Below are 22,036 nucleotides of genomic sequence, written 5' to 3' on the forward strand. Positions count from 1 at the left end.
TTCACGGTGCGGACAGAGCATCATGCAGATATTGTGGTAAGGCGAAGGCCGCCGTATGGATTGCCGGATTGTAGTAACGGCAGGTCAGGTTGGCTTTGTGAAAGCGCGCCTGAATGATTTCGCTGGAAAGATGGCGCAGCGCCTCGTTGTCGCTCGCCCAGGCAAAGGTCATTATCCCGCCGTAATAGGTCGGAATCGCCGCCTGGTAGAAGCTGACGTCGCGAAAATAGTGGCTCAGTTTGCGATGGCTACCGACCGCTTCATCCTGCTGCAGGAAGCAGACGCCGTTCTGCGCAACGAAAATCCCTCCCGGATTCAGGCAGCGTTTGCAGCCTTCATAAAAAGCCGAGGTGAAGAGGCTTTCCCCCGGGCCAATAGGGTCGGTACAGTCCGAAATGATCACATCAAACGTTTGCGTCGTCTGGTTAACAAAATTGACGCCATCATCAATCACCAGCGTAAAGCGCGGATCGTCATAGGCGCCGGCGCTATGGTTGGGCAGGTACTGGCGGCAGAATGAGACCACCCCGGCGTCGATTTCCACCATGGTGATGCTTTCGATGCTGCGATGACGAGAGACTTCGCGCAGCATCGCGCCATCTCCGCCGCCGATGATCAGGACATGCTTGGCGTTGCCGTGAGCCAGCAGCGGCACGTGGGTCATCATTTCGTGATAGATAAACTCATCGCGTTCGGTGGTTTGCACGACGCCATCCAGCGCCATCACCCGACCAAAGGCGCGGTTGTCAAAGATGATCAGATCCTGATGATCGGTTTTTTCGTGGTACAGCACGTTATCAACGCTAAAGTACTGACCAAAATGGTCATGCAGCGTTTCATGCCACAGTGGATTATCGGCCACGGTGAGGCTCCTCCTTCGTTAACATCTGTTACACCCGTAAAACGAGTGCAACATCATAGACAACTATAGATGAGGATGCACGGCGGTTATTGCAGCAATGCGGCAGGAATAACAGCACCGCCCGGAGAGGGCGGTGGGGAGACAGGGCTATTTTGCCGGCGCGGGTTGGCTATCCACTATCCGCACGGAATAGACCATGGTGGCGCCTGGGGGGATCTTCGGTGGCAACCCTTTACTGCCATAGGCTTTGTCGGGCGGGACGACTAGCGTCACGGAGCCGTGGTTCTGCAGGCGCTTCAGCGGCCCGCGAAATACCGGGGGATAGGCATCCAGTTTCTGGGTAAGCGCCTGATCTTTCGTCTCCATATCATTGATCACCGTTCCGTCCGTCAGCATCTCTTTGATCACCACGGTCACCAGATCGTTGCCGCTAATTTTTCCTTTACCCGGGTAATCGATACGGCTGTAGACGCCCTCTTTGAAGACCACACCTTTTTTGCGCGCAAACGCCTGCTGGTATTTCTGACCGGCGCTGATGTTTTTCTGCTCGATTTTATTCAGGTTCTGGAAAACCTGCTGTGAAATGTCAAACAGCGCTTTATTACGCTCCTGTTCGCCGAGGCGAAGCTGGCCGCTGAAAGCATCTTCGATGCCCTGCAGCACCAGGCCAGCGTCGACGTTAACTCCCTGAGTGCGACGAGTCGTGAGGACATTAAGCGCCTCTGTACCCATCGAGGCGCCGATGGCGTAAGCCTGCTGTTCACCTGGCGCGCTGAGTTTGGCGGCGGTTTTGCCGGTGGTATTTCTCGGCGGGACCGTCAGCTGCGTCCGCAGCAGCTGGATTTCATCCTCTTTCATCCGCAGCTGGGCGTTATCTTTGTCCGCCTGCAGGCGATAGGCCGCCACTATGGCTGCCATCTCGGGGGGCTCATCTTTTGCCGCCACGGCGGCATCGGCGCGGCTCGATGGCGCTTTCTCCGCCGCGGCGAGCCGGTTAGCCAGCGACTGCTTATCGGCGTTAAGGGCTTTGATCTGGTCGAGGGCGGTCTGCTTCTCTTTTTCCGCCGCCGCCAGCCGGTTGACCAACGGCTGTTTGTCGGCGTTAAGGGCTTTGATCTGGTCGAGGGCGGCCTGTTTCTCTTTTTCCGCCGCTGCCAGCCGGTTAACCAGCGGCTGTTTATCAGCGTTAAGGGTTTTGACCTGGTCGAGAGCAGCCTGCTTCTCTTTTTCCGCCGCCGCCAGCCGGTTAGCCAGAGACTGCTTATCGGCGTTAAGGTTTTTGACCTGGTCGAGGGCGGTCTGCTTCTCTTTTTCCGCCGCCGCCAGCCGGTTGACCAACGGCTGTTTGTCGGCGTTAAGGGTTTTGACCTGGTCGAGGGTGGTCTGCTGCGCCTTCTCTGCCGCGGCGAGCCGGTTAGCCAGCGTCTGCTTATCTGTATTCAGAGCAGTGAGGCTGGCGCTGAGCCGTTTATTTTCAGCTGCGGCTTGCTGAAGCTGTGACGTTAATTGTTGGATCTGCTTCAGCGCGGCGGCCTGACTTTGCTGCAGAGTCGTATTCTGGACTGCGCCTTCTTTTTTAATTAACGCCTCATTTTTCGCGGTGGCGGCGGTTAAGGCGATCTGTAATTCTTTTATTTTGTTATTTAAGGCCGCTTGCTCATTCGCGATGGAGGTTTCTGTGGCCGGAGTGTTAGCAAGCTGTTTTTTTAATTGCTGAATAGTTTTATTTTTTTGCTCAATCGTCGCCTGCTGGCTGACGATTCTTTTTTGCAATTGTGCGGTATTGGGCGTCTTTTTTTTATTATCCGCAGGTTGACGATCGCCTGACGTTTGCTTTGCGGTTGCAGCATCGCTTTTTTCATGCGCCTGGGTTTGCTGCTGGGCGTAGTCAAGAAACGCCGGCGCGGCGCCGGCGAAGAAAGGTGTTGAAAGCGCCAGCGCCGCGACGAGCATCAGCAGGGGCGCGTTGAGGGTCAGCGTGGCGGCTCTGTTCATGGCTGCTTGCTTTCACCCCGCTGTACCAGGCTATCGATTAGCGTTTTCTGAATATCGGCGCACAATTTGATGGATTTAAACTGATACATGGAGTCAATGCCAAGCCGGGTGGGATCCGCCACTTTCTCGCGCACGCTGTTGTATTGTGACGCCGCACGCACTAAGGCATTGAAGTCATTGCTGAGTTTGGTTGCCTGCTGTGGGTTAACCTCTTTTAGCGAGTCCAGCGCCTGTCGGCAGGATTCAATGCGCGCTTGTTCGCTGGCCGCTCGCTCCTGCTCTGCCTGCTGCTGCGACGTTAGCGGGGTGGTGAGCGGTTTTACCTGCTGGCGAGAGGCGGTATTGCTACAGCCGGCTAATAACATAGCGGCAAGTGGAATAATACGAAGAGTCAGCGAGATATTCACAATTTCAGTCCATGAAGTAGATATATTTTCAACGGATTCTAAAAGGCTGCTTTTTATTTTGCAATATATCGTTAGGGATATTTTATTGTTTTTATCTGGCAGGGCTGTTAGTACGGGTTTAATTTATTTATTGGCTTGATGTATTGCGAGGTAGATAAAATTTATTTTGTATAAAATAATAATGGTAAATATTAAAGGCGGGTGAATCGGGGAGAAGCGCGGCGCGTTGCCGCCCGCGCGTGTAATTATTTGACGTAAGCCAGCAGGCTAAGTGAATCGCGGGCCAGCGCTTTACATTTTTTCGCCGTCGGAAGGTTAATGCCGCTGAGATCGCGATAGCTGTCTTCGCCAAGGGCTTTCATGTTGTAGCTGTCGTAGTTGCTCAGGTCCCATTGGTTCTGCTGGGCAAAGAACACCAGGGCGCGACGGATCTGCGTGTTGGGCAGGTTCTGGTAGCCACAGTCGTTTTTCAGAAACACAAAAACCGCGGTTAAATCAGCCATGTCTTCCGCTTCTGATTCGCTGAGCGCGTAGCTGTTGGCGGAGAGAGTAAGCAGGCTGCCGAGTACCATTGTTCTGAAAAGCGTCTTCATTTTTTCTACCGTTAGATCACCGACGCTTCAAATTAGCATACTTCTTTACACAGCGCCGATCTTTATTCTTACTCTTCTGCTTGACCTTCCCGTTACGGTAGGGTTTAAGCTCAAATATTCGCCCGCAGAATAAAAGGATGTGAATATGCAACGTCGAGACTTCCTGAAACTGACCGCCGCGGTCAGCATGGCCAGCGCGTTACCGCTTTGGAGCCGTGCGGTCTTTGCGGCCAGTCGCCCGGCCCTGCCGGTACCGCCGCTGTTGACGGCTGATGCGCGCAACCGTATCGCGCTGACCATCCAGGCGGGCAAAACGCAGTTTGGCGCTTTGAACGCCACCACCTGGGGGTATAACGGTTCGCTACTGGGTCCCGCGCTGCAGCTGACGCAGGGGAAGGCTATCACGGTGGACATTACCAACCAGCTGGCAGAGGAGACGACGCTGCACTGGCATGGTCTGGAGGTACCGGGCGAGGTCGACGGAGGACCGCAGGGGGTCATCGCCCCGGGCGCCACTCGGACGGTGAGCTTCACGCCAACGCAGCGGGCGGCCACCTGCTGGTTTCACCCGCATCAGCACGGGACCACCGGTCGGCAGGTGGCGATGGGGCTGGCGGGGCTGGTGCTGATCGAGGATGAAGAGAGCGGACGCCTGCTGTTGCCGAAGCAGTGGGGAATCGATGATGTACCGGTGATTGTGCAGGACAAGAAGTTTACCGCCGCTGGCGAAATTGATTATCAGCTGGATGTGATGAGCGCTGCCGTCGGCTGGTTTGGCGATACGCTGCTGACCAATGGCGCTCTCTATCCTGAACATGCCGCCCCGCGCGGCTGGCTACGTCTGCGCTTGCTGAACGGCTGTAATGCCCGTTCCCTCAATTTTGCGACCAGCGATAAGCGCCCGCTGTACGTGGTGGCCAGCGACGGCGGTCTGCTGGCAGAGCCGGTGAAGGTCAATGAGTTGCCGGTCTTGATGGGGGAGCGTTTTGAGGTGCTGGTGGACACCAGCGACGGCAAACCTTTTGATCTGGTGACCCTGCCGGTGAGCCAGATGGGCATGGCCATTGCGCCTTTTGATAAACCACAGCCGGTACTGCGCGTCCAGCCGCTGGTCATTCCTGCCTCCGGCAAGCTGCTGGATACCCTGGCCGCTATGCCGGCGCTACCTTCTCTGACGGGGCTGACGCAGCGTCAACTCCAGCTGTCGATGGATCCGATGCTCGACAGGATGGGCATGCAGGCGCTGATGGAGAAATATGGCGATCAGGCGATGGCCGGAATGGATCACAGCATGATGGGGCACGGCGGGATGGGCGACATGGGGAATATGCACCAAGGCGACATGAGCAACATGAACCACGGGTCCGGCATGGATCATGGCATGTCGTCGGGCAAGGGATTTGATTTCCATAACGCCAACCGCATCAACGGCAAAGCCTTCGACATGAATGTGCCGATGTTCGCCGCCGCCAGAGGCCAGTATGAGCGCTGGGTGATTTCGGGTAAGGGCGACATGATGCTGCATCCGTTCCATATCCACGGCACCCAGTTCCGCATCCTGAGCGAAAACGGCAAGCCGCCAGCGGCACATCGTCGCGGCTGGAAAGATACCGTGCGTGTGGAAGGGGACGTGAGTGAAGTACTAGTGAAGTTTGATCATCCGGCGCCGAAGGAGTTTGCCTATATGGCCCACTGCCACCTGCTGGAACATGAAGACACCGGGATGATGTTGGGGTTCACGGTTTAGGGCGGTATAACCCTGGCGCGTGGGAGAGGGGATAAAGACAAAAAAAACGGCAACTTTCGTTGCCGTTTTGCGTTTTATTTCGCCTCATCCGGGAGCGCATAGGCGACGATATAATCGCCCATTTTGGTACCGAACGAGCCGTGACCGCCGGCAGAGATGACAACATACTGTTTGCCATTCACTTCGTAGGTCATCGGGGTGGCCTGACCGCCGGCTGGCAGACGGGCTTCCCACAGCTTCTCGCCGTTGCTCATATTGTACGCGCGCAGGTAGTTATCCGCGGTCGCGCCGATGAACAGAACGTTGCCCGCCGTGGAGATCGGACCGCCCAGCATCGGCATACCCATGGTGAATGGGAGTTTAACCGGCATCGGGAACGGCAGGCTGTCCTGCGGGGTACCGATACGTTTTTTCCATACCACTTCGTTAGTTTTCAGATCCAGCGCGGAGATATAGCCCCAGGCCGGCTGTTTGCACGGCAGACCGAACGGTGACAGGAACGGGTTCAGGGTGACGCCGTACGGGACGCCGTACTGCGGCTGCACGCCGGACTCGGTGCCTGAGCCTTTCGCATCTTTCGGCGGCTCCATTGGGTTGCCCGGGCCGCGTGGGATCAGTTTAGAGACGAACGGCAGCGCCATCGGGTTGGCGATAGCCACCTGACGGTTCGGATCGACGGAGATACCGCCCCATTCAAACATCCCCAGGTTACCCGGGAAGACGAGGGTGCCCTGCTCAGATGGCGGGGTGAAGATACCCTCATAGCGCATCTGATGGAAAATCACGCGGCACACCAGCTGGTCGAACATGGTGGCGCCCCACATGTCCGCCCCGGTCAGATCTTTCTTCGGACGGAAGCTCAGATCGGAGAACGGCTGGGTTTTGGCGACGTAATCGCCTTTGGCGGCGCCCTGCGGAACCGGTTTTTCCGGGGCCGGGACCACCAGCTCGCCATTACGGCGATCCAGCACGAAGATGTTGCCGGTTTTCGCCGGAGCATAGACGACCGGCACGGTTTTGCCGTTGACTTCAATGTCAGCCAGCGTCGGCTGGGAAGGCATGTCCATATCCCACAGATCGTGGTGGACGGTCTGGTAGCTCCAGGCCAGCTTACCGGTGGTGGCGTTCAGCGCGACAATCGAGCTGGCATAGCGCTCTTGCTCCGGCGTGCGGTTACCGCCCCAGATATCCGGAGTGGTCACGCCCATCGGCAGATAGACCAGATCCAGTTTGGCGTCGTAGGCGGCAGGCGCCCAGGAGTTGGGTGAGTTGAGCGTGAAGTGATGCTCATCGCTTGGGATGGCGTTCGGATCTTTCGCGCCCGGATCGAAGGCCCACAGCAGTTTACCGGTATTCACATCAAAGCCGCGGATCACGCCTGACGGCTCGCGGGTAGAGAAGTTATCGGTAACTGCGCCGGCAATCACGATGGTCTTATCGGTGATAATCGGCGGGGAAGTGGGTTCATACATGCCCGGCGTGGTCACCGGCATGTTGGTCTGCAGGTTGAGAATACCTTTGTTGGCAAAGGTTTCGCACAGCTTACCGTTGTCGGCGTTCACTGCGAACAGGCGACCATCGTTCACCGGCAGGATAATGCGGCGCGGACAGTCGGCCACGACGTCGGCAGGGGCGTTATCCGCTTTCGCTTCGTGATACGAGACACCGCGGCAGGTGACGTGCTGGAACGACGGGTCGGCGTTCAGCTGCGGGTCAAAATGCCACTTCTCTTTACCGGAGGCGGCGTCAAGCGCGAACAGACGCTGGTGGGCGGTACACAGGAAGAGCGTGTCGCCGACTTTAATCGGCGTCACTTCGTTAGTGATTTCACCCGGATCGTTCGGCTGTTTCAGGTCGCCGGTGCGGAACACCCAGGCTTCCTTCAGGTTCTTCACGTTGTCGGCGTTAATCTGCTTCAGCGGGGAGAAGCGCTGGCCTTCCTGGTTGCGGCCATAGGCCGGCCAGTCGCCGTCGGCAACGTTGGAGATCGGCGCCGCCGGGGTGGCGTCGGCGCTCAGAGTGCCGTTGATCTCCTGCGGGTCGTTAAAACCGGCCCAGGTCAGCATGCCGCCGCTGATCAGCAAGGCGACGACCAGCGCGCCTACGGCGCCAGCGGAAGGCACCGGCAGACGACGCCAGACAAAGGGCAGGATCAGCCAGATACCAAAGAAGACGAGGATATCGCTACGCGGCGTCAGCGCCCAGAAGTCGAAGCCGACTTCCCAGACGCCCCAGATCATGGTCGCCAGCAGCAGCGCGGCGTACAGCCACAGCGCAGCGCGCTTGCCGCGGAACAGCATCACGGTCACGCCCAGCATCACCAGACCGGCGACGGGGTAGTACCAGGAGCCGCCAAGCACGACCAGCCATGCTCCGCCGATTAAAAGATAGAGGCCGCAGAACGCTGCAAATAGCGCAGTCAGCGTCACCAGGAGCCTTGATTGTTGAGACTTTGTTTCAGCCATAGAAAGTTACTCATGTGTTTGTTAATTTTTTAACTGCAATTAATTATAGGATTTAACAAGTGTGATCGGAATCACAAATATGGCTTTATTAATCCCTGCACCGCAGATTTCTTTTTGCTGGTATACTGGATGGCTTGCCGGTCATCGTCGGGGCGAAAGCAGCGGCTTTGATGATTTATATTTAGAATCAAATGGTTAGTCTTATGAAACATACTGTAGAAGCAAAATACTTCTTGTTTTCATGCTTTTGCATGATTTCGTGAATTATCAATTTTGATTTTTATTATCAGTAGGATACGATTATTTTTGTTCGTATGTTTATGCGGTTTTTCGATTGTAGCAACGAACGGTGTATCAATCGGTGTATCAATCGCAATCAAGAATCCAGGCAGGGCGGGCTATGGCGGGCACTAACAAGCTAAGTGATAAAAAGCTCAAGGCACTCCAGGCGGCCAACCGTGATGCGCCAGAAATGTATGCAGATGGTGAAGGTTTAAGCGTCAGGGCATCAAAACAGGGTCAACTGAGTTGGGTATTCTCTTACCGGTTGGGTGGAAGGGGTAGCAAACTCGAACGTTTAACGATTGGCCGTTACCCTGATTTGTCGCTAAAAGCTGCAAGAGAAAAGCGGGAAAAGTGTCGCCAGTGGTTGGCCAATGGTCTTGATCCAAAAACAGAGCTTGCACTGAGCACCGAAGAAACGCTTAAACCTGTGACAGTACAGGATGCTCTCGAATACTGGCTGGTGAACTATGCCAGGAGAAAGCGCAGCGATGAAGAACTGGTAAGGGCACAGCTACGTAAGCATATTTACCCGCGCCTTGGTCGTTATCCGCTCACCAGATGTGAAACCCGCCATTGGGTGGCCTGTTTTGATGAAATAAACCTGACCAAACCCATGACCGCCGGCCGCATGTTTCAGATTTCTAAACAGGCGTTACGTTTCTGCAAGGTTCGCCGCTATGCCGCCAGTGATGCTCTTGCCTTTCTTACCATTCAGGATGTAGGCCAGCCATCCGGCCAACGTGACCGCGTATTGTCAGATAGCGAGCTGGCTGATGTGTGGCGCTCCACAGACAGCGATGATCAGCAGCCTTACTATTCACGTCTTCTCAAAATGCTAGTGCTGTTTGGTGCACGAACGATGGAGGTTCGCCTCTCTCGATGGTCAGAGTGGGATTTTTCCTCATGGATTTGGACAGTACCGAAAGAGCACAGCAAAACTCGCGAGAAAATAGTTAGATCGATACCTGAAGCAATACGTCCGTGGCTGGAAGAGTTAAAACGCGAGACAGGCAAAACGGGACTACTGCTGGGAGAAGATCGCACCCGTCAGGCTGTATCATTGAAAGGGCGCAGGCTTTATAAAGATTTCCACCATAACGAGCCTTGGACGCTTCACGATCTGCGTCGCACGTTCTCCACGGGGCTAAACAATATGGGCATAGCACCGCATATTGTAGAACTGCTGCTGGGTCATGCCCTACCGGGCGTCATGGCTATTTATAACCGTAGCCTGTACTTGCCGGAGAAGCTCGATGCTCTGAACAAATGGTATGAACGCTTGGAGCTTCTTGCGGGTAATCATCAAAATGTGGTTCTGTTACCTGTAGCGAATAGAGATTAAACTGATATTGCGGGTCTAGGTCGGCCAACCGAAAAGCGGGAAACCCTACCCGCCTGGCCCGCAAGTTATTTAGGGGCGTTGAGGGTGACGATATGGGAATGCCATTACGTGAGTATTATACATTATCTCGGGCAGCTGAATCACTTCATTGCAAAGTAGAGGATTTAATTCACTGGGCATCAGTTGGGGGGATTAATTTATATATTCCAATAGAAGAAGGTATGGGTTATGTTCATTTCGTTGATGAAGATGGTCAATTAAGTATCGATTTTATGGAGGGATTTATTGCTAATGATGTTTTTTCAACTGTTAGCGCTCTTTTTCGTGAGGATAATAAATATTATTCTGACTTTTTCGATAAAAATCCTCCATTAGATAATGTAGTGCCGTGTATATTTTCGGGGCTGTGGGCGTTGCCACGATCTGCATATTATATGGATAGTTTATATGAGTTTAAACCGGGGATTTTTGATCTGTGGCTGTCTTCCAGTAGAAAAATGTTTGTTTTGTTTGAAGATTCTGAAGTTTTTAGTATTAATCCTGATGCTTTGCTGATCATAAAGAATGACTTTAAATTAATTTTAAATAATAAAGAATTTGATGATTTGCCTAATTATTTTAACGGAGGGGTAAATAAGATTGAAATTAGAAATGAGACAAATATTCGCTCTGAGGCTGCACAGGAACGTCATGCAAGAAATGAACTATTAATTTTAAGTGCAGCAATAAGATTCAAAGAAACAAATTCGGATGTTTTCAATGAGGAATGCATCAAAAAAGACGGAAGTTACAACTTTTCAGCTTGGGCGAGAGCTGTTGCCGACAGGGTGCACTTGTTTCCTAACGGGCAGTGTCCAGTTAAGAGTGTTGAAACAATCACGTCATATATCAGCAAGCATTTTAAGTTTTGATCGTAGTGGCCTCTAAAGATTAGAAGGGGTGTTTTAATCATTAGATTACCCTCTTTAAAGCTATAAGCACCAGTCTAAAACTTTGAAGCCATTTTCATTAATACCCGTTAGCTAAATACTGCCTCCGCAAACTTCAAAACAGTGGAGGCAACATGCCAAATATCACCTTTACCCCACCCAACCCCGAACAACGCCGCACTCTATTGGAAGAGTATGGCTTTAAGTTCGACCGCCGCATTCGTGAAGATGAATGCAACGAAATCACCAGCCTTTCCCGTTCCAGTCGCTGGAAGATGGAGCAAGAAGGCCGCTTCCCTCCGCGTTGCCACTTTGGCCGCAATAGCTGCGCCTGGCTTTTGTCCGATGTGCTCTGGTGGGTTCGCAATCCTCCTGCAGTACCTAACGTCAATAACCCATATAGCCGTAAATCGGCCTAGCAGAAGATTAATGCAACCACACGCAACTTCGTCTGATCAGCGAAAAGAAATTTTGTTGCGTGTCGTTGAGTTAAAAATATTACAGCATACCTAACGCTGTCGCGGCGGCTCTGAATAACAACTTTTGGAGCGATAGAAATGACTCAGAAAAAATTTACTGCCTTAACTGGCAGCGGCCAGACTCACCCTGAAACCGGCAAAAAGGCGAATTTCACGGCAAATGAAAATGATATTTCGGTAATTAAATTTGAAGGACGCACAGTCAGGATTGTGAATGTCTTCGGTGAGCCGTGGTTCGTTGTCTCTGATGTATGCCAGGCGTTGGAAATCAGCAACCCTACCAGTGCCGTTGCCTCTCTGGATGGTGACGAGGTAATGACCCTAACTTTAACTGAGGGTCATTCGGGTAAGCGTGGTGGAGCACGTAGCTGGAATATGGCCGCAGAATCCGGCTTCTATAAACTGATTGCCCGCAGCCGCAAGGCATCCACTGCTGGGACGTTCGCCCACCGCTTCAGCAATTGGGTATTCCGCGAAGTTATCCCGTCCATACGTAAAACCGGTTCATACGGCGTCCCGTTCTCATTCCTGAATGACTTCAGCCGCCGCAAGGATCAGTACACAAAGAAAGCCAGTAAGTGCGGTAGTGACCTACAGGCGTGCAAAGGAGAGAAAGCCCGTCTTGAGATGGAAGAAATTGGATTATGGAGAAAGTATCAACCCGGATTGCTGGAGGGAATTGAAGATGATGCATAAAACAAAGGCAGCTTTGCAGAGCTGCCAATGTCACTACCAAATATTTAAGCAGAGCCAGGATATCACATTGATTGTGGTGGTCAATTACAGAGCTAAATTTTTAGCTCTGTGGGCTATCGTCAGTGTGGGAAAAATTCCGTATATCCGTTACCAAGAATTTGAGTCTCACTATTTTCTAGATGCCATCAAGCCATTCTTTTATCCGCTTGAGGCGGGGCAACAGGACCTCTGGTTTAGAGTAGTCTTTATAACCAAATTCGCCGTGTTCAATATGCATTTCATCATCTGCAGATGCGAATATCCTATAACTGATTGGGTCTGTAGCGTGAGCCTTATCGGTTCTAACAATGAAGGGGGCAACTGCAACCTTCATTTGGTCAATAGCTTGTTCTCTGGTAAAGCGATTCTTCTTCATTACTCTGATACTCCACCTGAAGTTTTGTTCTGCTTACGCTGGCGACGTTTGATCTCACCTTTGGCTGCAGTTACGAGAAAACCAGCGGTGCTTTCGCCTTCTTGCTTCAAACTTTCAATATCTTCCATCACATCATGGGGGATTCGAACTGTAGTCATTTGTGACTTTGCGTTCTTCGCACCGGTTGCCATTACTGAAACTCCTTGTGTTAGGTGTATTTCAGTATACGCAAAAAAAACAAAAGAAAAAGGCTTGAAGTGTATTTCACTTTGGGCTAGCTTGAATATCAGAGGTGAAATACACCTTGTAAGTGCGAAGCCCGGCAGTGCTAGGAACACTAACCGGGCCTCTAACCACAAACCGTTAGTCGAGGTAACAGTTATGGCTGGATCACAGCATACCCAAACTCGCCCTGAATTTACATGGCGTTTTCTCTCCACTTCCGAGCGAAACCCTACTGCAAAGCCGTTGGTTATTTACGTCAACGCATCCAGTGAGCAGGAAGCCCGCGACACCATGCCCGGCGTAACCCTCATTTTTGCCGCCCGCCTTCCATTTCATGCCTTTCAGGTGATGGAGGTGGCAGTATGAATATTGCTCAAAGAGCTCGAATCCTGGAACGTGTAAATCAGGTCATTGGACGTACAGAGAGTATTGTGCCTAATACTCCAGAAAGTAATTCACACGATCGTTTATTGCGGATAAGCGCGGGTCTCTTACACCTGTTAAATGAGGTCCTTCCTGGCATTGCCAATACGACTGAACGCGACGAAATAGAAGAAATAGCAGTGTGGGTAGATGCCATGCATTCCATCACGATGATAGAAGCGTTAGATGCAAAATCACTGCCTCCCACAACCGAGCCAGGCTTTCGCAATGAAGTACCTGCGCCGACATTCCCTTCAGGTCAGGAGGTTCGTCATGAGTGAATTAACCGTCCAGCAGGCTGCTGATAAAGCATATCAGGCAGAAATTATTCTCGCCCTGATGCAGGGAAAGTCGGCTGTGCGCATGGAAGATAGCGAAATTGACGCGCTGATCGCGATAGTTAAAGACTTGATCGGCGATGTAGGTGGTTTTCTGGGAGAAGAGGAATCACGTACAGAACGGGAGGGTAAAGCATGAGACATTTACCCCTTATTGATGCGACCTGCCAGGTTGAGCAGGCCCAGGCGGTTTTATCTCTTTGGATGGAAAGAATCTCGAAAGATTCAGATCCAGACCTTCCGCGTCTCTTAGGTTCGCTCATGACATTGTTAAATGGCGTACCGGAATCCATGAACGAGGCAGAAAGTGCGCTACATGATTATGTTATGCGTGACTTTAGGGAGGGCAAATCGTGAGTAATTTATATCTGCTCCCGAAAAAGTCGGTAAATACCGATTTATGCCTTGGGGAGGTACGAAATGTCTAGGCTCGAAATATTGACCCCGAAGAAGGCGAAATCGCGAACTTTACAGCTTTCAACGCTACTTATGGTGATTTCAGAGAACGCTGTGCAGGAGCATGAAAGACAGCAGTTGGTTGAGCTTGCTTACGACATTTCGTGTGAGCTTGCTTCCTTCATGCTTGATCAAGAATTGCCGGAGGTAGGCCATGCATAACCCGGCAGAGTTAAACGAATCGCTTGAAAGGCGTATAGACCTGCTGACTGAAAAGGTGCTGTTCCTTGAGCAGCAGGTTAAATCACTGACTGACAGCCAGGGGGGAGAAATACCCCCGGGTATGGCGCCGGTATCTACTCTGGCCGCTGAGTTCGGTATTTCCACCAAAAAGGCGGAAGAGCTGGCGAAAAATACTGGCGTGATGATGGTGAAGTTAAAAGCGGGTGGCTTTGTTGCGCCGGAAGAGAAATTCAGGGAAGTGGCTAGGCAGGTGTTGCGTAGCGCTAAACGTAAATACGGATCGGCATACTGGTATCACCCGTTGTTAGGCAAATTCCAGATGAGTGGAGGGATCCCGAAGTGACAGACACCGTAATCAAACCAGAAGAAATTTCCGACGCGCTCTTTTCCTGCGTGTATTCCTGGGTCAATGGCCATGCCATCGACAAGAAAGGGGCAGATGCTGCCGTAGCACGCCACCGTGACAGTACTTCGCCTTATGGTGTTCTGGCGCGTCGTCTGTGTGAATTTGTTGCCGGTAGTGGCCCAACTTACGAAGAATTATGTGATTTGGGTCTGGTATTGACCGATGCCAGCAGACAAAAAGAAAACCGCATTGCGCTGGTGGCAGAGGTTATCGGCGATGAGGTTAAACAGCTTCTCTGTGATGCAGAGCGGATTAACCGGATATTTCCGCAACCGAAGCCGGAGAAAAAGAAGCGTGTCACTGATGCGGCCACGTCCTCACTCAACCAGATGGGCCCAAGTCAGCGCGGGGAGGTGCTTCTTGATCACTATGGTGGATTACTGGCGCTTCACCAGGAATCGGACACAGTACACCACTATAACGGGGTGATATGGACGCCGATCAGCGATAAGGCGCTTGCCCGCCAGATGGCGGCAATATTTATTGAGGCTGATGCGCCATATTCCATGACGGCCATGAAGAATGCGGTCGATACGATGAAGTTGAGCCTGCCGCCGATGGGAGCCACAGAACGTAACCTGATTGGCTTCTCTAATGGTGTTTTTGATACCCGGAAGGGGGTATTCCGTCCCCATCAGAGAGAGGACTGGTTACTGGTCGCCAGTGAGGTTGAATTCGGGAAGGTGACTCAGGGGGAGACACTTGAATCCCATGCGCCTAACTTCTGGCGCTGGCTGCAGCATGCTACCGCAAGAAATGACAGAAAAGCGTCACGACTGCTTGCCGCGCTTTATATGGTGATGGCTAATCGCTACGACTGGCAGTTGTTTCTTGAAGTAACGGGCCCTGCCGGCAGTGGTAAAAGCGTTATGGCTGAAATCTGTACCATGCTGGCGGGTAAGGGCAATACGCAGTCGGCCAGCATGTCAGCGCTGGAGAATCCCAAAGAGCGTGAGTTGCTGGTGGGGTATTCGCTTATCGTCATGCCCGATATGACTCGCTACGTAGGCGATGGCGCAGGGCTGAAAGCGATAACCGGCGGGGATAAGGTATCAATCAACCCGAAGTACAGACAACCCTACTCGATGCGTATACCGGCTGTCATTCTGGCGGTTAACAATGATGCCATGCGGTTCAGTGATATTGGTGGCGGGATATCAAGACGGCGGGTGATTTTTAATTTTTCAGATGTGGTCAGTGAGGATCAGCGTGATCCAATGCTGGTGGAAAAAATCGAGTCGGAACTCCCTGTGATTATCCGCCACCTGTTAACCCGTTTCGTGAAACAGGACGAAGTGAAACAGCTTTTGCGTGAACAGCAACGTTCTGATGAGGCGATGGAGGTTAAACGGGGTACAGACCCGATCATAGACCTGTGCGCAGCGCTGTTTTTTATGGATGAGGCCAAAGGACTGATGATGGGAGGCGGTCATTATTCTGCGCTGGAGCCGAGGAAATACCTTTATCACCTCTATCTGGCCTTTGCTGAATATCACGGCATTAAGCCGCTGGCGGTCACGAATTTTGGCAAAGCGATAACAGCGGCAGCGCGGGAATATGGTCAGGAATATCTCACCAGAACGATCAAGGGGAGGCGGCAGACCAATGTCGGTATAAGTGAGCTGGCTGATGAGTTTATGCCCAGAGCATACGGCTCTGAACAGCCAAAAGACGAAGAATAGAATTTTTAAAAATCATTACTATCTACCCAACGGTTGAAGAAGGATGATTAAGTAATATAAAACAGTAAGTTAAGTGAGGTAGATAGCATGAGAATTACTATCTACCTACTGTCTACCTGCTATCTACCTTGTCTACCCAATGGGTAGAGAGAAAAACCCTCTGGGTAGACAGAGGGTAGGTAGTAAATTAATGCTATCTACCCGCCTGAAACCCGCGCCATTACTGGGCTGAAAGCAATCAGGTAGATAGGGTAGAGAGAAAAACTCAAAACTTTTAATTTTTATATCTCATTAGAGAAAACTGAGGTGAAAAAATGCTGGAAGCCGGAATGGTTGAGAAGAAATCAGCAGGTAGCGCAGCCCCTCTGGATGCGTGAGGCTGTAGAGGCAATAGATAAACAGTTCGGCACGGGCTATGCCAGTGCACACCCTGAGCTGGTGGCGGGGTTCATGCAGGCAGCAGCTATTGATCAGGCGGGAATGTATATCCGGTCACTGGTGGAAACTCTGGATTTATGGCCCGGTTCGTTGACATAAAGCACGGAGCTGGCCGTCGAACGTCTAAATGCCTGCTTTCTAACGCTGCTGAGGTCCTGCAAAGGACCTCGTAGATTACAGCACACAGGCGACTCGTGGCCGAACTGGAGATCCAGGCAACGAGAAAAGTTAGAAACATGCTCTATGGTGGCCAAGGGGACTTTCAGATGTAAGTATGGAAAAATGATTGCTATAACTGATTGAGTATATAGTAGATACATTGATATAACATGTCTGTGCCCATGTAAAAGAGGTGTGTTTATGCATGAAAGAAAAGTTGGAAATATAGGGCAGGGGGATTTTATAAAACTCTGCGGTGATGCAGGTTTAGCATGTGGGACATCTCAAGGTGATGATTGCGCTGGATGGGATTTTTTTGTGGATTTCCCATTAAAACAACATGACAGCATATTGATTGATGGAGATGATCGGGCTATAGAATGTAAAGTGCAGGTCAAATCAAGTGACAATAAGAATAAATCCGTTCAGGTTAAATTATCAAACTTGAAGCGTTTTTGCGATTCAACTTTACCATGTTTCTTTTTTATTGCAGAGTATAATGGGAATATAAATCCAGACAATATATATCTTGTTCATACAGACGATGATTTGATTTTTAAAATACTTAAAAGGCTTAGAGAAAATCAGGCGGGAGATAAACTCCCATTAAATCACATAACAATGAACATCCCTTATGGTAAAAATGATGAGATAAAAGAATTCTCAGGTAAGGCTTTGAAGGAAAAAATAGAGTCTTACGTGAATGAAGGAATGAATACCTACGTCAAAAGAAAAGAAAAACAACTAAAGACACTTGGGTATGAAAAATTGAATTATGAAATGAAATTTGAAATAGATTCAAGCAGTGAACTCATGTCACTTGCAAGAGCCTCTCTTGGCTATCCAGAGAAGATTAATATAAGAAATATGGTTTCATGGAGTAATAGGTTCAATATAAAATTATTACAAGAAGAATTAACTCAAGAAAAAGCAATTATAGAAATATTGAATGTTCAACCAGTCACAACTGGTGAGGCGGTTTTCGAAAGTGCTGGTGAGACCGTGTCTTTTCCATGTGAATATTATTTTTCACCTTTTTCAAAAAAAGCATCTAATGCTCCAGTGCTTCGCGCCAAATGTGATAATGTCGACATTTTATTCAACAGTGACAATGTAGGCACGAAAGTTACATTTTTGGATCCTGGCAAGGCCATTGATATATTTGAAATGAGGAATGTATTACTTACTATAAAAATGTTATTTATAGATGAGTCACCGGTTTCATTATATCTAAAAAAGAGCGATGAAAAAACATCCATACCACTTACAATTAGAATCTCGGATAGCGAAAATAAGAACAATAAAAAAGATCTTCTTTTATCAATTACTGCAATAGATAATTTAATATCTCTTGCAGTCAAAAATAGATTTGAATCAAAAATAAAACTAAGTATGAATACGCTAAAGAACAATGCTGCTAATATCATTGCCATTTATAATTTTATAAATGGCAATGATAGTGTTGAAAGTAAATTTCCGGCTATCAACATAAGAACTGAGGATGATGAACTATTATTTGATGTTAAAAAGGATATGTGTGTTATTTTTGCTATATCTTTGTCATTTGAATCAATATTTTTTTCATTCATATTTTCAGCGCAAGGCTTTTTGGAAGAATGTGATGGGAATTATGTTCTTGAGCAATATGATTTGAACCTTGAGAGAAGAATTACAGGCAAAAGTAAAAAGGATGCTTTCGGTGATCTTAAAAAACAAATAAATTTAATCTGCGAAGAAAAGATATTGAAAAACGCTTATGTTTTTAATTGTGTAAATAATAAAATTATGATTAATAATGATCTCTAATCATTTGACTAATATAATCCTCTTTATCTACATAAAGCGTTAAGAGGATTATATTTATATAGTATTAGCTTGATAAAATAATACTGAATTACTAAGCGATTCTGAACACTTCTCGTTGTTTCCTTCTCCATGTAACAACTGCTGGCGACCTTTCTGAACTTCACTCTATCATTTCTTCATTGTGAGTCAGCTTAACTTCCTACGTGCCTCAACCTGCCGAAAACCGCATCCATATTGATTAAAATAATTTATCTTGACGATTCAATTTATTGATCATAAGTTAAGCGCATGCAGAAGAAGTCTGTATGTTTAACCAGTGTCAGGAGGTCAGGAAATGGCAGTAACCAGCAAAAAGCCGATTCTTGTCGATCAGCCGATTCTCGAAGGTTTACAGCGCCTTCGGGATGATGAATGCCGACGTTCTGCCGTTGGCGCAGCCCCAAGCATTCAGGAGCTGGCGCGTCATCTTTTGCGGCAGGGTATCCACCGGCATGAGGCGGGCAAGAAGTAACGCTACCGCCCAAAAAGGAGAAACCAATGCCGCTAATGAAACTACCCTCATGGGCGCGAGCAGCGTTCGGTATGAAAGGTAAGAAAAAACAGTCCCAACTCTCTGAGGAAAAACCATCTATGTTCGATTTCTCGCATCTTTCAGGAAAAAACAAAACGAAGGGTGAATCTGATAACGGGAATGTGCCACTGAAACTGGACAGTGACGACACCAGGATCGCCAGACCTAAGCAGCACAGTCGCGGCCACAATGTCGCGGTTTCCCCGGAGGCAAAAAATAACCCGGTTCTGGCGGTTCGTTTGTTGAAGGAAACGGAGCTTTCTTCGAAGAAAATAAAGCTGCAGCTGGCATCGTCGCCGATGGCGCTTTCTGTGTTTACCCAAAAGTTTATGGAAGAGAACGACCCGACCTGGGAATTTCAGGATGACGAAGAGAAAGCTCGCTCGGCGCTAACGTTTTCAACGCAGAACCGTGATGCAAATGGTTACTCTGCTGCCCAGAGTAGCGCTCTGAAGGCGCTGAAGAAGATGGAAGAGCCTCTGACAGAAGACGAGATTAAAGCATTAGCCAGCAAGGCATCTAAGATGCAAAACGACTATGACCCTATGTCACCTCAGAATGTGAATGCTCGCCGTAAGGCTGACGAAGAGTACCGGGAAGAGGTCGCGCAGGCTGCTGCACGCCGTAACGATCGTATCCGGGCATCTGGTGTGAGCCTGCCGGGAGATACCCGTCGCGTGAATGGCAAGATTGAAGGGCCAGCAGGCGAAGCCGAACGCCTTAAATCACAGGTTCCTCTCTGAGAGCTGCGGAGATGAGCGTTATGAACTTTCAGCACCTCAACAAGCCGCAATCTGATGCGCAGGCATATGGCTTTTCCGGGCGCCGTATGCAGCGCATGCGTCAGCTTCAGCAATCGGTTGAAGAAGAGGAACTCCCTGAATACGCCCATTCTGATGCTCATCTGATAGCGGTGAGCAAAGAGGCAAAACAAAATCCGATACAGGCATTTCATCTTATCGCGGAAGGGATCCCACATCAGCAGGCTATTGCCAGACTAAAAGGCAGCGCTCGGCAGCTCAGTCGTTTTACCCGTCGGGCTATGGAGAAAGTTTATCCTGGCTGGGAGTTCCTTGATGCCGAAGACCAGAACATGGCGGCATTCCAGCACAGCATGATTAACGGTGACACAAACGGCTATCGTGCAGGTTTTAATGCTGCCCTGTCGGCGCTGGAGAAGTTTGTAGAACCCATTACGTTTGATGACATCACCAATAGCGTTAATTCGCTGGTGGAGGAAGCATGAGTAATTCATTCGATTTTGAACTGGTTGCCGGTGATCATGTCAGCGAAGCAATAGCACATATCGACGAGGCTGTTCGCAATCTTGAACCTCAACTGGAGAAGACCCGGAAAGGGTTACAGTTGGGTGGACAGGAGACGCTTGATGGGCTGAATGGGTATAACTCCAGACTGGACATCATGGCCAGCACGGCTCGCGATAACGTTCAGTTTATCGGAGACATGATCCCCCCATTAAAAATAGTGGGGGAGATGTCGTCTAAAATTGCCGGAATGGGGCTGGCAGGTGGAGTTGTTGGGGCCGTCGGTGGCGTGGCTTACGCAACGGGTAAACTTGCCGAGAGTTACAAAGAGGCAGCTCGGGGCGCTTATGACCTGGACACCCATGCGAAAAATACCGCGATGAGCGTTCAGGATTTTTCCCGCCTTTCAGGTGCCCTTCAGCTTGTGGGGGCCGATAGCGAAAGCGCTGCTTCTTCCATTGAGGGAATCTTTAAATCACTCAACGAAGCGAACAGTGCGGGTAATGCTGTTGTCATGTCTGCTATGGCGCAGATAGGCGCACAAATTGAGAAAAACAAAGATGGTTCGGTTAATACGCTAAAGACGCTTGAATCCATCGCAAGGATTTTCCCTAAACTTCGTCCTGACCAGCAGAAGTCGTTCGCTAATGCCATGGGGTTAACCCCTGAAATGTTGACACTGTTGCGCGAAGGCTCGAAGTATGCCGGGCTTCTGGCAAAAGCGGATAAGGTAGGATTGACGGTGGATCCCGCCCTTAACCAGCAACTTACAAGCTTCGATGTTGCAGTTAAGGAAGCGAGCGCTTCCTGGGACGGATTCAAATCAAAGCTTGAACGTAAGGTTTATGCCTCTATTGATACCAATGGCCTTACCGATATGGTGAATGGCTTTACGGATATGCTGGCGAATAATTTCGACAACATTTCCATGGGGCGGTTTGCCGGACAAAACAAAGGCGACGACTCAGAGCTGATGCGCAGAGCGCTGGCAGATCCTGAATTCCAGAAAAGACTTAATGGGAATGAAAAAAACCAGCTAACTGCTGGCGTTATGACCGATGAAGCAAGGAAGAAATATCACCAGTATTTTTATAACCAGGATCGATCCCGGCAACTACTGAGGGATGTCAACGCTATTACCCGACCCGCTCCTGTACGCGGTCAGATCCCCTATAGCCCGGCCAGTAAAAACACACCGGGATTTCGAAATCATAACCCTGGAAACCTGAAAGCTGCACCTAACTCAACCGGGAAGAGGGGCAAATTTTCCACATTTGCCAGCGATGATGATGGTCTGTCGGCTATGGCTCGCCAACTGATGCTTTATGGCGATCGTGGAAATAATACTCCCGGTGGAATTATTCATACGTATGCTCCGAGTTCTGAAAACAACACGCGTGCATATATTGACGATGTGACCTCAAGAACCAGGTATGGAGCCGATCAACGGCTTGACCTTCATAACCCGGAAGTTCTTAAGACGCTGATGGCCTCAATGATTCAGCACGAACAGGGCTCACAGCCCTACACTGAAGAGCAACTGAAAAAGGCGATACAGTCAGCCATTATGGATGATCAGTGGTCTGGACAGAGAAACCCCGAAAGGTTGACGCAGCAGCGTCGGGATATCATTTCTGGCGCCGGAGGTGGAGGACGATCCTCTTCCATACTGTCTCCTGCGGACGGAGACAGTAATGTTAACGTAATTACCGAGAATATAACCCGCTCCCTTACGGACGCTCTTGCAGAACAACCATTGAGACTGGAAATAACGATGATTAACGATAAAGGCGAGCGGAAAACGTACAACGTTGAAAACAATGGGAAAATCATTACGCCCATGAACTATTGATGCGGGCTTCCACCGTC

At 50.0% G+C, this 22,036-nt stretch carries 26 protein-coding genes; 19 read left to right on the plus strand and 7 right to left on the minus strand.

Annotated elements, in window-relative coordinates:
* Window position 1: 1 nt before the first annotated feature.
* The 4 genes from speE to ACOI6Z_RS21605 all read right to left on the minus strand — a co-directional run bounded on the left by speE (window position 2) and on the right by ACOI6Z_RS21605 (window position 3,857).
* Complete coding sequence (gene speE / locus ACOI6Z_RS21590; RefSeq protein ID WP_004204376.1) at window positions 2-862, minus strand: polyamine aminopropyltransferase; 861 nt, start codon at window positions 860-862, stop codon at window positions 2-4.
* A 147-nt stretch (window positions 863-1,009) separates the two neighbouring features.
* Window positions 1,010-2,200 carry an FKBP-type peptidyl-prolyl cis-trans isomerase N-terminal domain-containing protein gene (locus tag ACOI6Z_RS21595; RefSeq protein WP_167878546.1) on the minus strand — a complete coding sequence of 397 codons (1,191 nt, stop codon included), beginning with the start codon at window positions 2,198-2,200 and terminating at the stop codon, window positions 1,010-1,012.
* A gap of 653 nt (window positions 2,201-2,853) precedes the next feature.
* Window positions 2,854-3,264 carry a hypothetical protein gene (locus ACOI6Z_RS21600; protein WP_004204380.1) on the minus strand — a complete coding sequence of 137 codons (411 nt, stop codon included), beginning with the start codon at window positions 3,262-3,264 and terminating at the stop codon, window positions 2,854-2,856.
* Between the two features lie 245 nt (window positions 3,265-3,509).
* Window positions 3,510-3,857 (minus strand): YacC family pilotin-like protein, encoded by a 348-nt coding sequence (locus ACOI6Z_RS21605; protein ID WP_004204381.1) that lies wholly within the window; start codon window positions 3,855-3,857, stop codon window positions 3,510-3,512.
* A gap of 145 nt (window positions 3,858-4,002) precedes the next feature.
* On the opposite strand from ACOI6Z_RS21605, the gene cueO reads away from it, so the two are divergent.
* Window positions 4,003-5,604, plus strand: a complete 1,602-nt coding sequence (gene cueO, locus ACOI6Z_RS21610; RefSeq protein WP_065813034.1) for a multicopper oxidase CueO — start codon at window positions 4,003-4,005, stop codon at window positions 5,602-5,604.
* 74 nt (window positions 5,605-5,678) lie between these two features.
* Here cueO and ACOI6Z_RS21615 read toward each other — a convergent pair whose 3' ends face one another.
* Window positions 5,679-8,069 carry a glucose/quinate/shikimate family membrane-bound PQQ-dependent dehydrogenase gene (locus tag ACOI6Z_RS21615; protein ID WP_032455031.1) on the minus strand — a complete coding sequence of 797 codons (2,391 nt, stop codon included), beginning with the start codon at window positions 8,067-8,069 and terminating at the stop codon, window positions 5,679-5,681.
* A 79-nt stretch (window positions 8,070-8,148) separates the two neighbouring features.
* On the opposite strand from ACOI6Z_RS21615, the gene ACOI6Z_RS21620 reads away from it, so the two are divergent.
* The 5 genes from ACOI6Z_RS21620 to ACOI6Z_RS21640 all read left to right on the plus strand — a co-directional run bounded on the left by ACOI6Z_RS21620 (window position 8,149) and on the right by ACOI6Z_RS21640 (window position 11,800).
* Window positions 8,149-8,268 (plus strand): hypothetical protein, encoded by a 120-nt coding sequence (locus ACOI6Z_RS21620; protein ID WP_032426021.1) that lies wholly within the window; start codon window positions 8,149-8,151, stop codon window positions 8,266-8,268.
* 201 nt (window positions 8,269-8,469) lie between these two features.
* Window positions 8,470-9,696: a tyrosine-type recombinase/integrase gene (locus ACOI6Z_RS21625; RefSeq protein WP_049139945.1), complete on the plus strand. Its 1,227-nt coding sequence runs from the start codon at window positions 8,470-8,472 to the stop codon at window positions 9,694-9,696.
* Between the two features lie 92 nt (window positions 9,697-9,788).
* Window positions 9,789-10,607, plus strand: a complete 819-nt coding sequence (locus ACOI6Z_RS21630) for a hypothetical protein (RefSeq protein WP_137036800.1) — start codon at window positions 9,789-9,791, stop codon at window positions 10,605-10,607.
* A gap of 152 nt (window positions 10,608-10,759) precedes the next feature.
* Window positions 10,760-11,044, plus strand: a complete 285-nt coding sequence (locus ACOI6Z_RS21635; protein ID WP_049139306.1) for a helix-turn-helix transcriptional regulator — start codon at window positions 10,760-10,762, stop codon at window positions 11,042-11,044.
* 138 nt (window positions 11,045-11,182) lie between these two features.
* Window positions 11,183-11,800, plus strand: a complete 618-nt coding sequence (locus tag ACOI6Z_RS21640; RefSeq protein WP_049139305.1) for a Bro-N domain-containing protein — start codon at window positions 11,183-11,185, stop codon at window positions 11,798-11,800.
* 175 nt (window positions 11,801-11,975) lie between these two features.
* Here ACOI6Z_RS21640 and ACOI6Z_RS21645 read toward each other — a convergent pair whose 3' ends face one another.
* Window positions 11,976-12,215, minus strand: coding sequence for a hypothetical protein (locus ACOI6Z_RS21645; RefSeq protein WP_049139304.1), 240 nt, complete (start codon window positions 12,213-12,215; stop codon window positions 11,976-11,978).
* Window positions 12,215-12,406 (minus strand): YlcI/YnfO family protein, encoded by a 192-nt coding sequence (locus ACOI6Z_RS21650; RefSeq protein WP_049139303.1) that lies wholly within the window; start codon window positions 12,404-12,406, stop codon window positions 12,215-12,217. Before ACOI6Z_RS21650 ends, ACOI6Z_RS21645 begins: the two co-directional genes overlap by 1 nt.
* A 190-nt stretch (window positions 12,407-12,596) precedes the next feature.
* Here ACOI6Z_RS21650 and ACOI6Z_RS21655 point away from each other — a divergent pair, with 190 nt between their 5' ends.
* The 13 genes from ACOI6Z_RS21655 (at window position 12,597) to ACOI6Z_RS21715 (ending at window position 22,019) form a co-directional block, all read left to right on the plus strand.
* The gene (locus tag ACOI6Z_RS21655) at window positions 12,597-12,806 is read left to right on the plus strand and encodes a host cell division inhibitor Icd-like protein (protein ID WP_158442634.1); all 210 of its coding nucleotides are present in this window, start codon (window positions 12,597-12,599) and stop codon (window positions 12,804-12,806) included.
* Window positions 12,803-13,144 carry a hypothetical protein gene (locus ACOI6Z_RS21660; RefSeq protein ID WP_227508102.1) on the plus strand — a complete coding sequence of 114 codons (342 nt, stop codon included), beginning with the start codon at window positions 12,803-12,805 and terminating at the stop codon, window positions 13,142-13,144. The genes ACOI6Z_RS21655 and ACOI6Z_RS21660 overlap by 4 nt, the downstream gene beginning before the upstream one ends.
* Window positions 13,137-13,340, plus strand: coding sequence for a hypothetical protein (locus tag ACOI6Z_RS21665; RefSeq protein ID WP_049139302.1), 204 nt, complete (start codon window positions 13,137-13,139; stop codon window positions 13,338-13,340). The genes ACOI6Z_RS21660 and ACOI6Z_RS21665 overlap by 8 nt, the downstream gene beginning before the upstream one ends.
* Entirely contained in the window at window positions 13,337-13,558 is a 222-nt protein-coding gene (locus ACOI6Z_RS21670) for a hypothetical protein (RefSeq protein ID WP_049139301.1), read from the plus strand. The genes ACOI6Z_RS21665 and ACOI6Z_RS21670 overlap by 4 nt, the downstream gene beginning before the upstream one ends.
* A gap of 63 nt (window positions 13,559-13,621) precedes the next feature.
* Entirely contained in the window at window positions 13,622-13,819 is a 198-nt protein-coding gene (locus ACOI6Z_RS21675; protein ID WP_049139300.1) for a hypothetical protein, read from the plus strand.
* Window positions 13,812-14,183 (plus strand): hypothetical protein, encoded by a 372-nt coding sequence (locus ACOI6Z_RS21680; RefSeq protein ID WP_040968884.1) that lies wholly within the window; start codon window positions 13,812-13,814, stop codon window positions 14,181-14,183. The genes ACOI6Z_RS21675 and ACOI6Z_RS21680 overlap by 8 nt, the downstream gene beginning before the upstream one ends.
* On the plus strand, window positions 14,180-15,928 hold the full coding sequence (locus tag ACOI6Z_RS21685; RefSeq protein WP_049139299.1) for a DNA primase family protein: 1,749 nt from the start codon (window positions 14,180-14,182) through the stop codon (window positions 15,926-15,928). Before ACOI6Z_RS21680 ends, ACOI6Z_RS21685 begins: the two co-directional genes overlap by 4 nt.
* A 306-nt stretch (window positions 15,929-16,234) precedes the next feature.
* Complete coding sequence (locus tag ACOI6Z_RS21690) at window positions 16,235-16,465, plus strand: hypothetical protein (RefSeq protein ID WP_049139297.1); 231 nt, start codon at window positions 16,235-16,237, stop codon at window positions 16,463-16,465.
* A gap of 261 nt (window positions 16,466-16,726) precedes the next feature.
* The gene (locus tag ACOI6Z_RS21695; RefSeq protein WP_420687514.1) at window positions 16,727-18,331 is read left to right on the plus strand and encodes a hypothetical protein; all 1,605 of its coding nucleotides are present in this window, start codon (window positions 16,727-16,729) and stop codon (window positions 18,329-18,331) included.
* A gap of 334 nt (window positions 18,332-18,665) precedes the next feature.
* Window positions 18,666-18,842 (plus strand): hypothetical protein, encoded by a 177-nt coding sequence (locus ACOI6Z_RS21700; protein ID WP_012540151.1) that lies wholly within the window; start codon window positions 18,666-18,668, stop codon window positions 18,840-18,842.
* Between the two features lie 71 nt (window positions 18,843-18,913).
* The gene (locus ACOI6Z_RS21705; protein ID WP_088717017.1) at window positions 18,914-19,645 is read left to right on the plus strand and encodes a hypothetical protein; all 732 of its coding nucleotides are present in this window, start codon (window positions 18,914-18,916) and stop codon (window positions 19,643-19,645) included.
* A gap of 20 nt (window positions 19,646-19,665) precedes the next feature.
* The gene (locus ACOI6Z_RS21710) at window positions 19,666-20,148 is read left to right on the plus strand and encodes a hypothetical protein (protein WP_102781540.1); all 483 of its coding nucleotides are present in this window, start codon (window positions 19,666-19,668) and stop codon (window positions 20,146-20,148) included.
* Window positions 20,145-22,019: a hypothetical protein gene (locus ACOI6Z_RS21715; protein WP_048965091.1), complete on the plus strand. Its 1,875-nt coding sequence runs from the start codon at window positions 20,145-20,147 to the stop codon at window positions 22,017-22,019. The genes ACOI6Z_RS21710 and ACOI6Z_RS21715 overlap by 4 nt, the downstream gene beginning before the upstream one ends.
* Window positions 22,020-22,036: the final 17 nt, after the last annotated feature.

Source organism: Klebsiella sp. C239, from assembly GCF_048822715.1.
Classification (GTDB): domain Bacteria; phylum Pseudomonadota; class Gammaproteobacteria; order Enterobacterales; family Enterobacteriaceae; genus Klebsiella; species Klebsiella quasipneumoniae.

Excerpts from the sequence above, each read along its gene's own strand:
- ACOI6Z_RS21605 (WP_004204381.1), bottom strand. The coding sequence starts at position 3,857 with ATGAAGACGCTTTTCAGAACAATGGTACTCGGCAGCCTGCTTACTCTC.
- cueO (WP_065813034.1), top strand. The coding sequence starts at position 4,003 with ATGCAACGTCGAGACTTCCTGAAACTGACCGCCGCGGTCAGCATGGCC.
- ACOI6Z_RS21615 (WP_032455031.1), bottom strand. The coding sequence starts at position 8,069 with ATGGCTGAAACAAAGTCTCAACAATCAAGGCTCCTGGTGACGCTGACT.
- ACOI6Z_RS21620 (WP_032426021.1), top strand. The coding sequence starts at position 8,149 with ATGGCTTTATTAATCCCTGCACCGCAGATTTCTTTTTGCTGGTATACT.
- ACOI6Z_RS21625 (WP_049139945.1), top strand. The coding sequence starts at position 8,470 with ATGGCGGGCACTAACAAGCTAAGTGATAAAAAGCTCAAGGCACTCCAG.
- ACOI6Z_RS21630 (WP_137036800.1), top strand. The coding sequence starts at position 9,789 with ATGGGAATGCCATTACGTGAGTATTATACATTATCTCGGGCAGCTGAA.
- ACOI6Z_RS21635 (WP_049139306.1), top strand. The coding sequence starts at position 10,760 with ATGCCAAATATCACCTTTACCCCACCCAACCCCGAACAACGCCGCACT.
- ACOI6Z_RS21640 (WP_049139305.1), top strand. The coding sequence starts at position 11,183 with ATGACTCAGAAAAAATTTACTGCCTTAACTGGCAGCGGCCAGACTCAC.
- ACOI6Z_RS21645 (WP_049139304.1), bottom strand. The coding sequence starts at position 12,215 with ATGAAGAAGAATCGCTTTACCAGAGAACAAGCTATTGACCAAATGAAG.
- ACOI6Z_RS21650 (WP_049139303.1), bottom strand. The coding sequence starts at position 12,406 with ATGGCAACCGGTGCGAAGAACGCAAAGTCACAAATGACTACAGTTCGA.
- ACOI6Z_RS21655 (WP_158442634.1), top strand. The coding sequence starts at position 12,597 with ATGGCTGGATCACAGCATACCCAAACTCGCCCTGAATTTACATGGCGT.
- ACOI6Z_RS21660 (WP_227508102.1), top strand. The coding sequence starts at position 12,803 with ATGAATATTGCTCAAAGAGCTCGAATCCTGGAACGTGTAAATCAGGTC.
- ACOI6Z_RS21665 (WP_049139302.1), top strand. The coding sequence starts at position 13,137 with ATGAGTGAATTAACCGTCCAGCAGGCTGCTGATAAAGCATATCAGGCA.
- ACOI6Z_RS21670 (WP_049139301.1), top strand. The coding sequence starts at position 13,337 with ATGAGACATTTACCCCTTATTGATGCGACCTGCCAGGTTGAGCAGGCC.
- ACOI6Z_RS21675 (WP_049139300.1), top strand. The coding sequence starts at position 13,622 with ATGTCTAGGCTCGAAATATTGACCCCGAAGAAGGCGAAATCGCGAACT.
- ACOI6Z_RS21680 (WP_040968884.1), top strand. The coding sequence starts at position 13,812 with ATGCATAACCCGGCAGAGTTAAACGAATCGCTTGAAAGGCGTATAGAC.
- ACOI6Z_RS21695 (WP_420687514.1), top strand. The coding sequence starts at position 16,727 with ATGCATGAAAGAAAAGTTGGAAATATAGGGCAGGGGGATTTTATAAAA.
- ACOI6Z_RS21700 (WP_012540151.1), top strand. The coding sequence starts at position 18,666 with ATGGCAGTAACCAGCAAAAAGCCGATTCTTGTCGATCAGCCGATTCTC.
- ACOI6Z_RS21705 (WP_088717017.1), top strand. The coding sequence starts at position 18,914 with ATGAAAGGTAAGAAAAAACAGTCCCAACTCTCTGAGGAAAAACCATCT.
- ACOI6Z_RS21710 (WP_102781540.1), top strand. The coding sequence starts at position 19,666 with ATGAACTTTCAGCACCTCAACAAGCCGCAATCTGATGCGCAGGCATAT.
- ACOI6Z_RS21715 (WP_048965091.1), top strand. The coding sequence starts at position 20,145 with ATGAGTAATTCATTCGATTTTGAACTGGTTGCCGGTGATCATGTCAGC.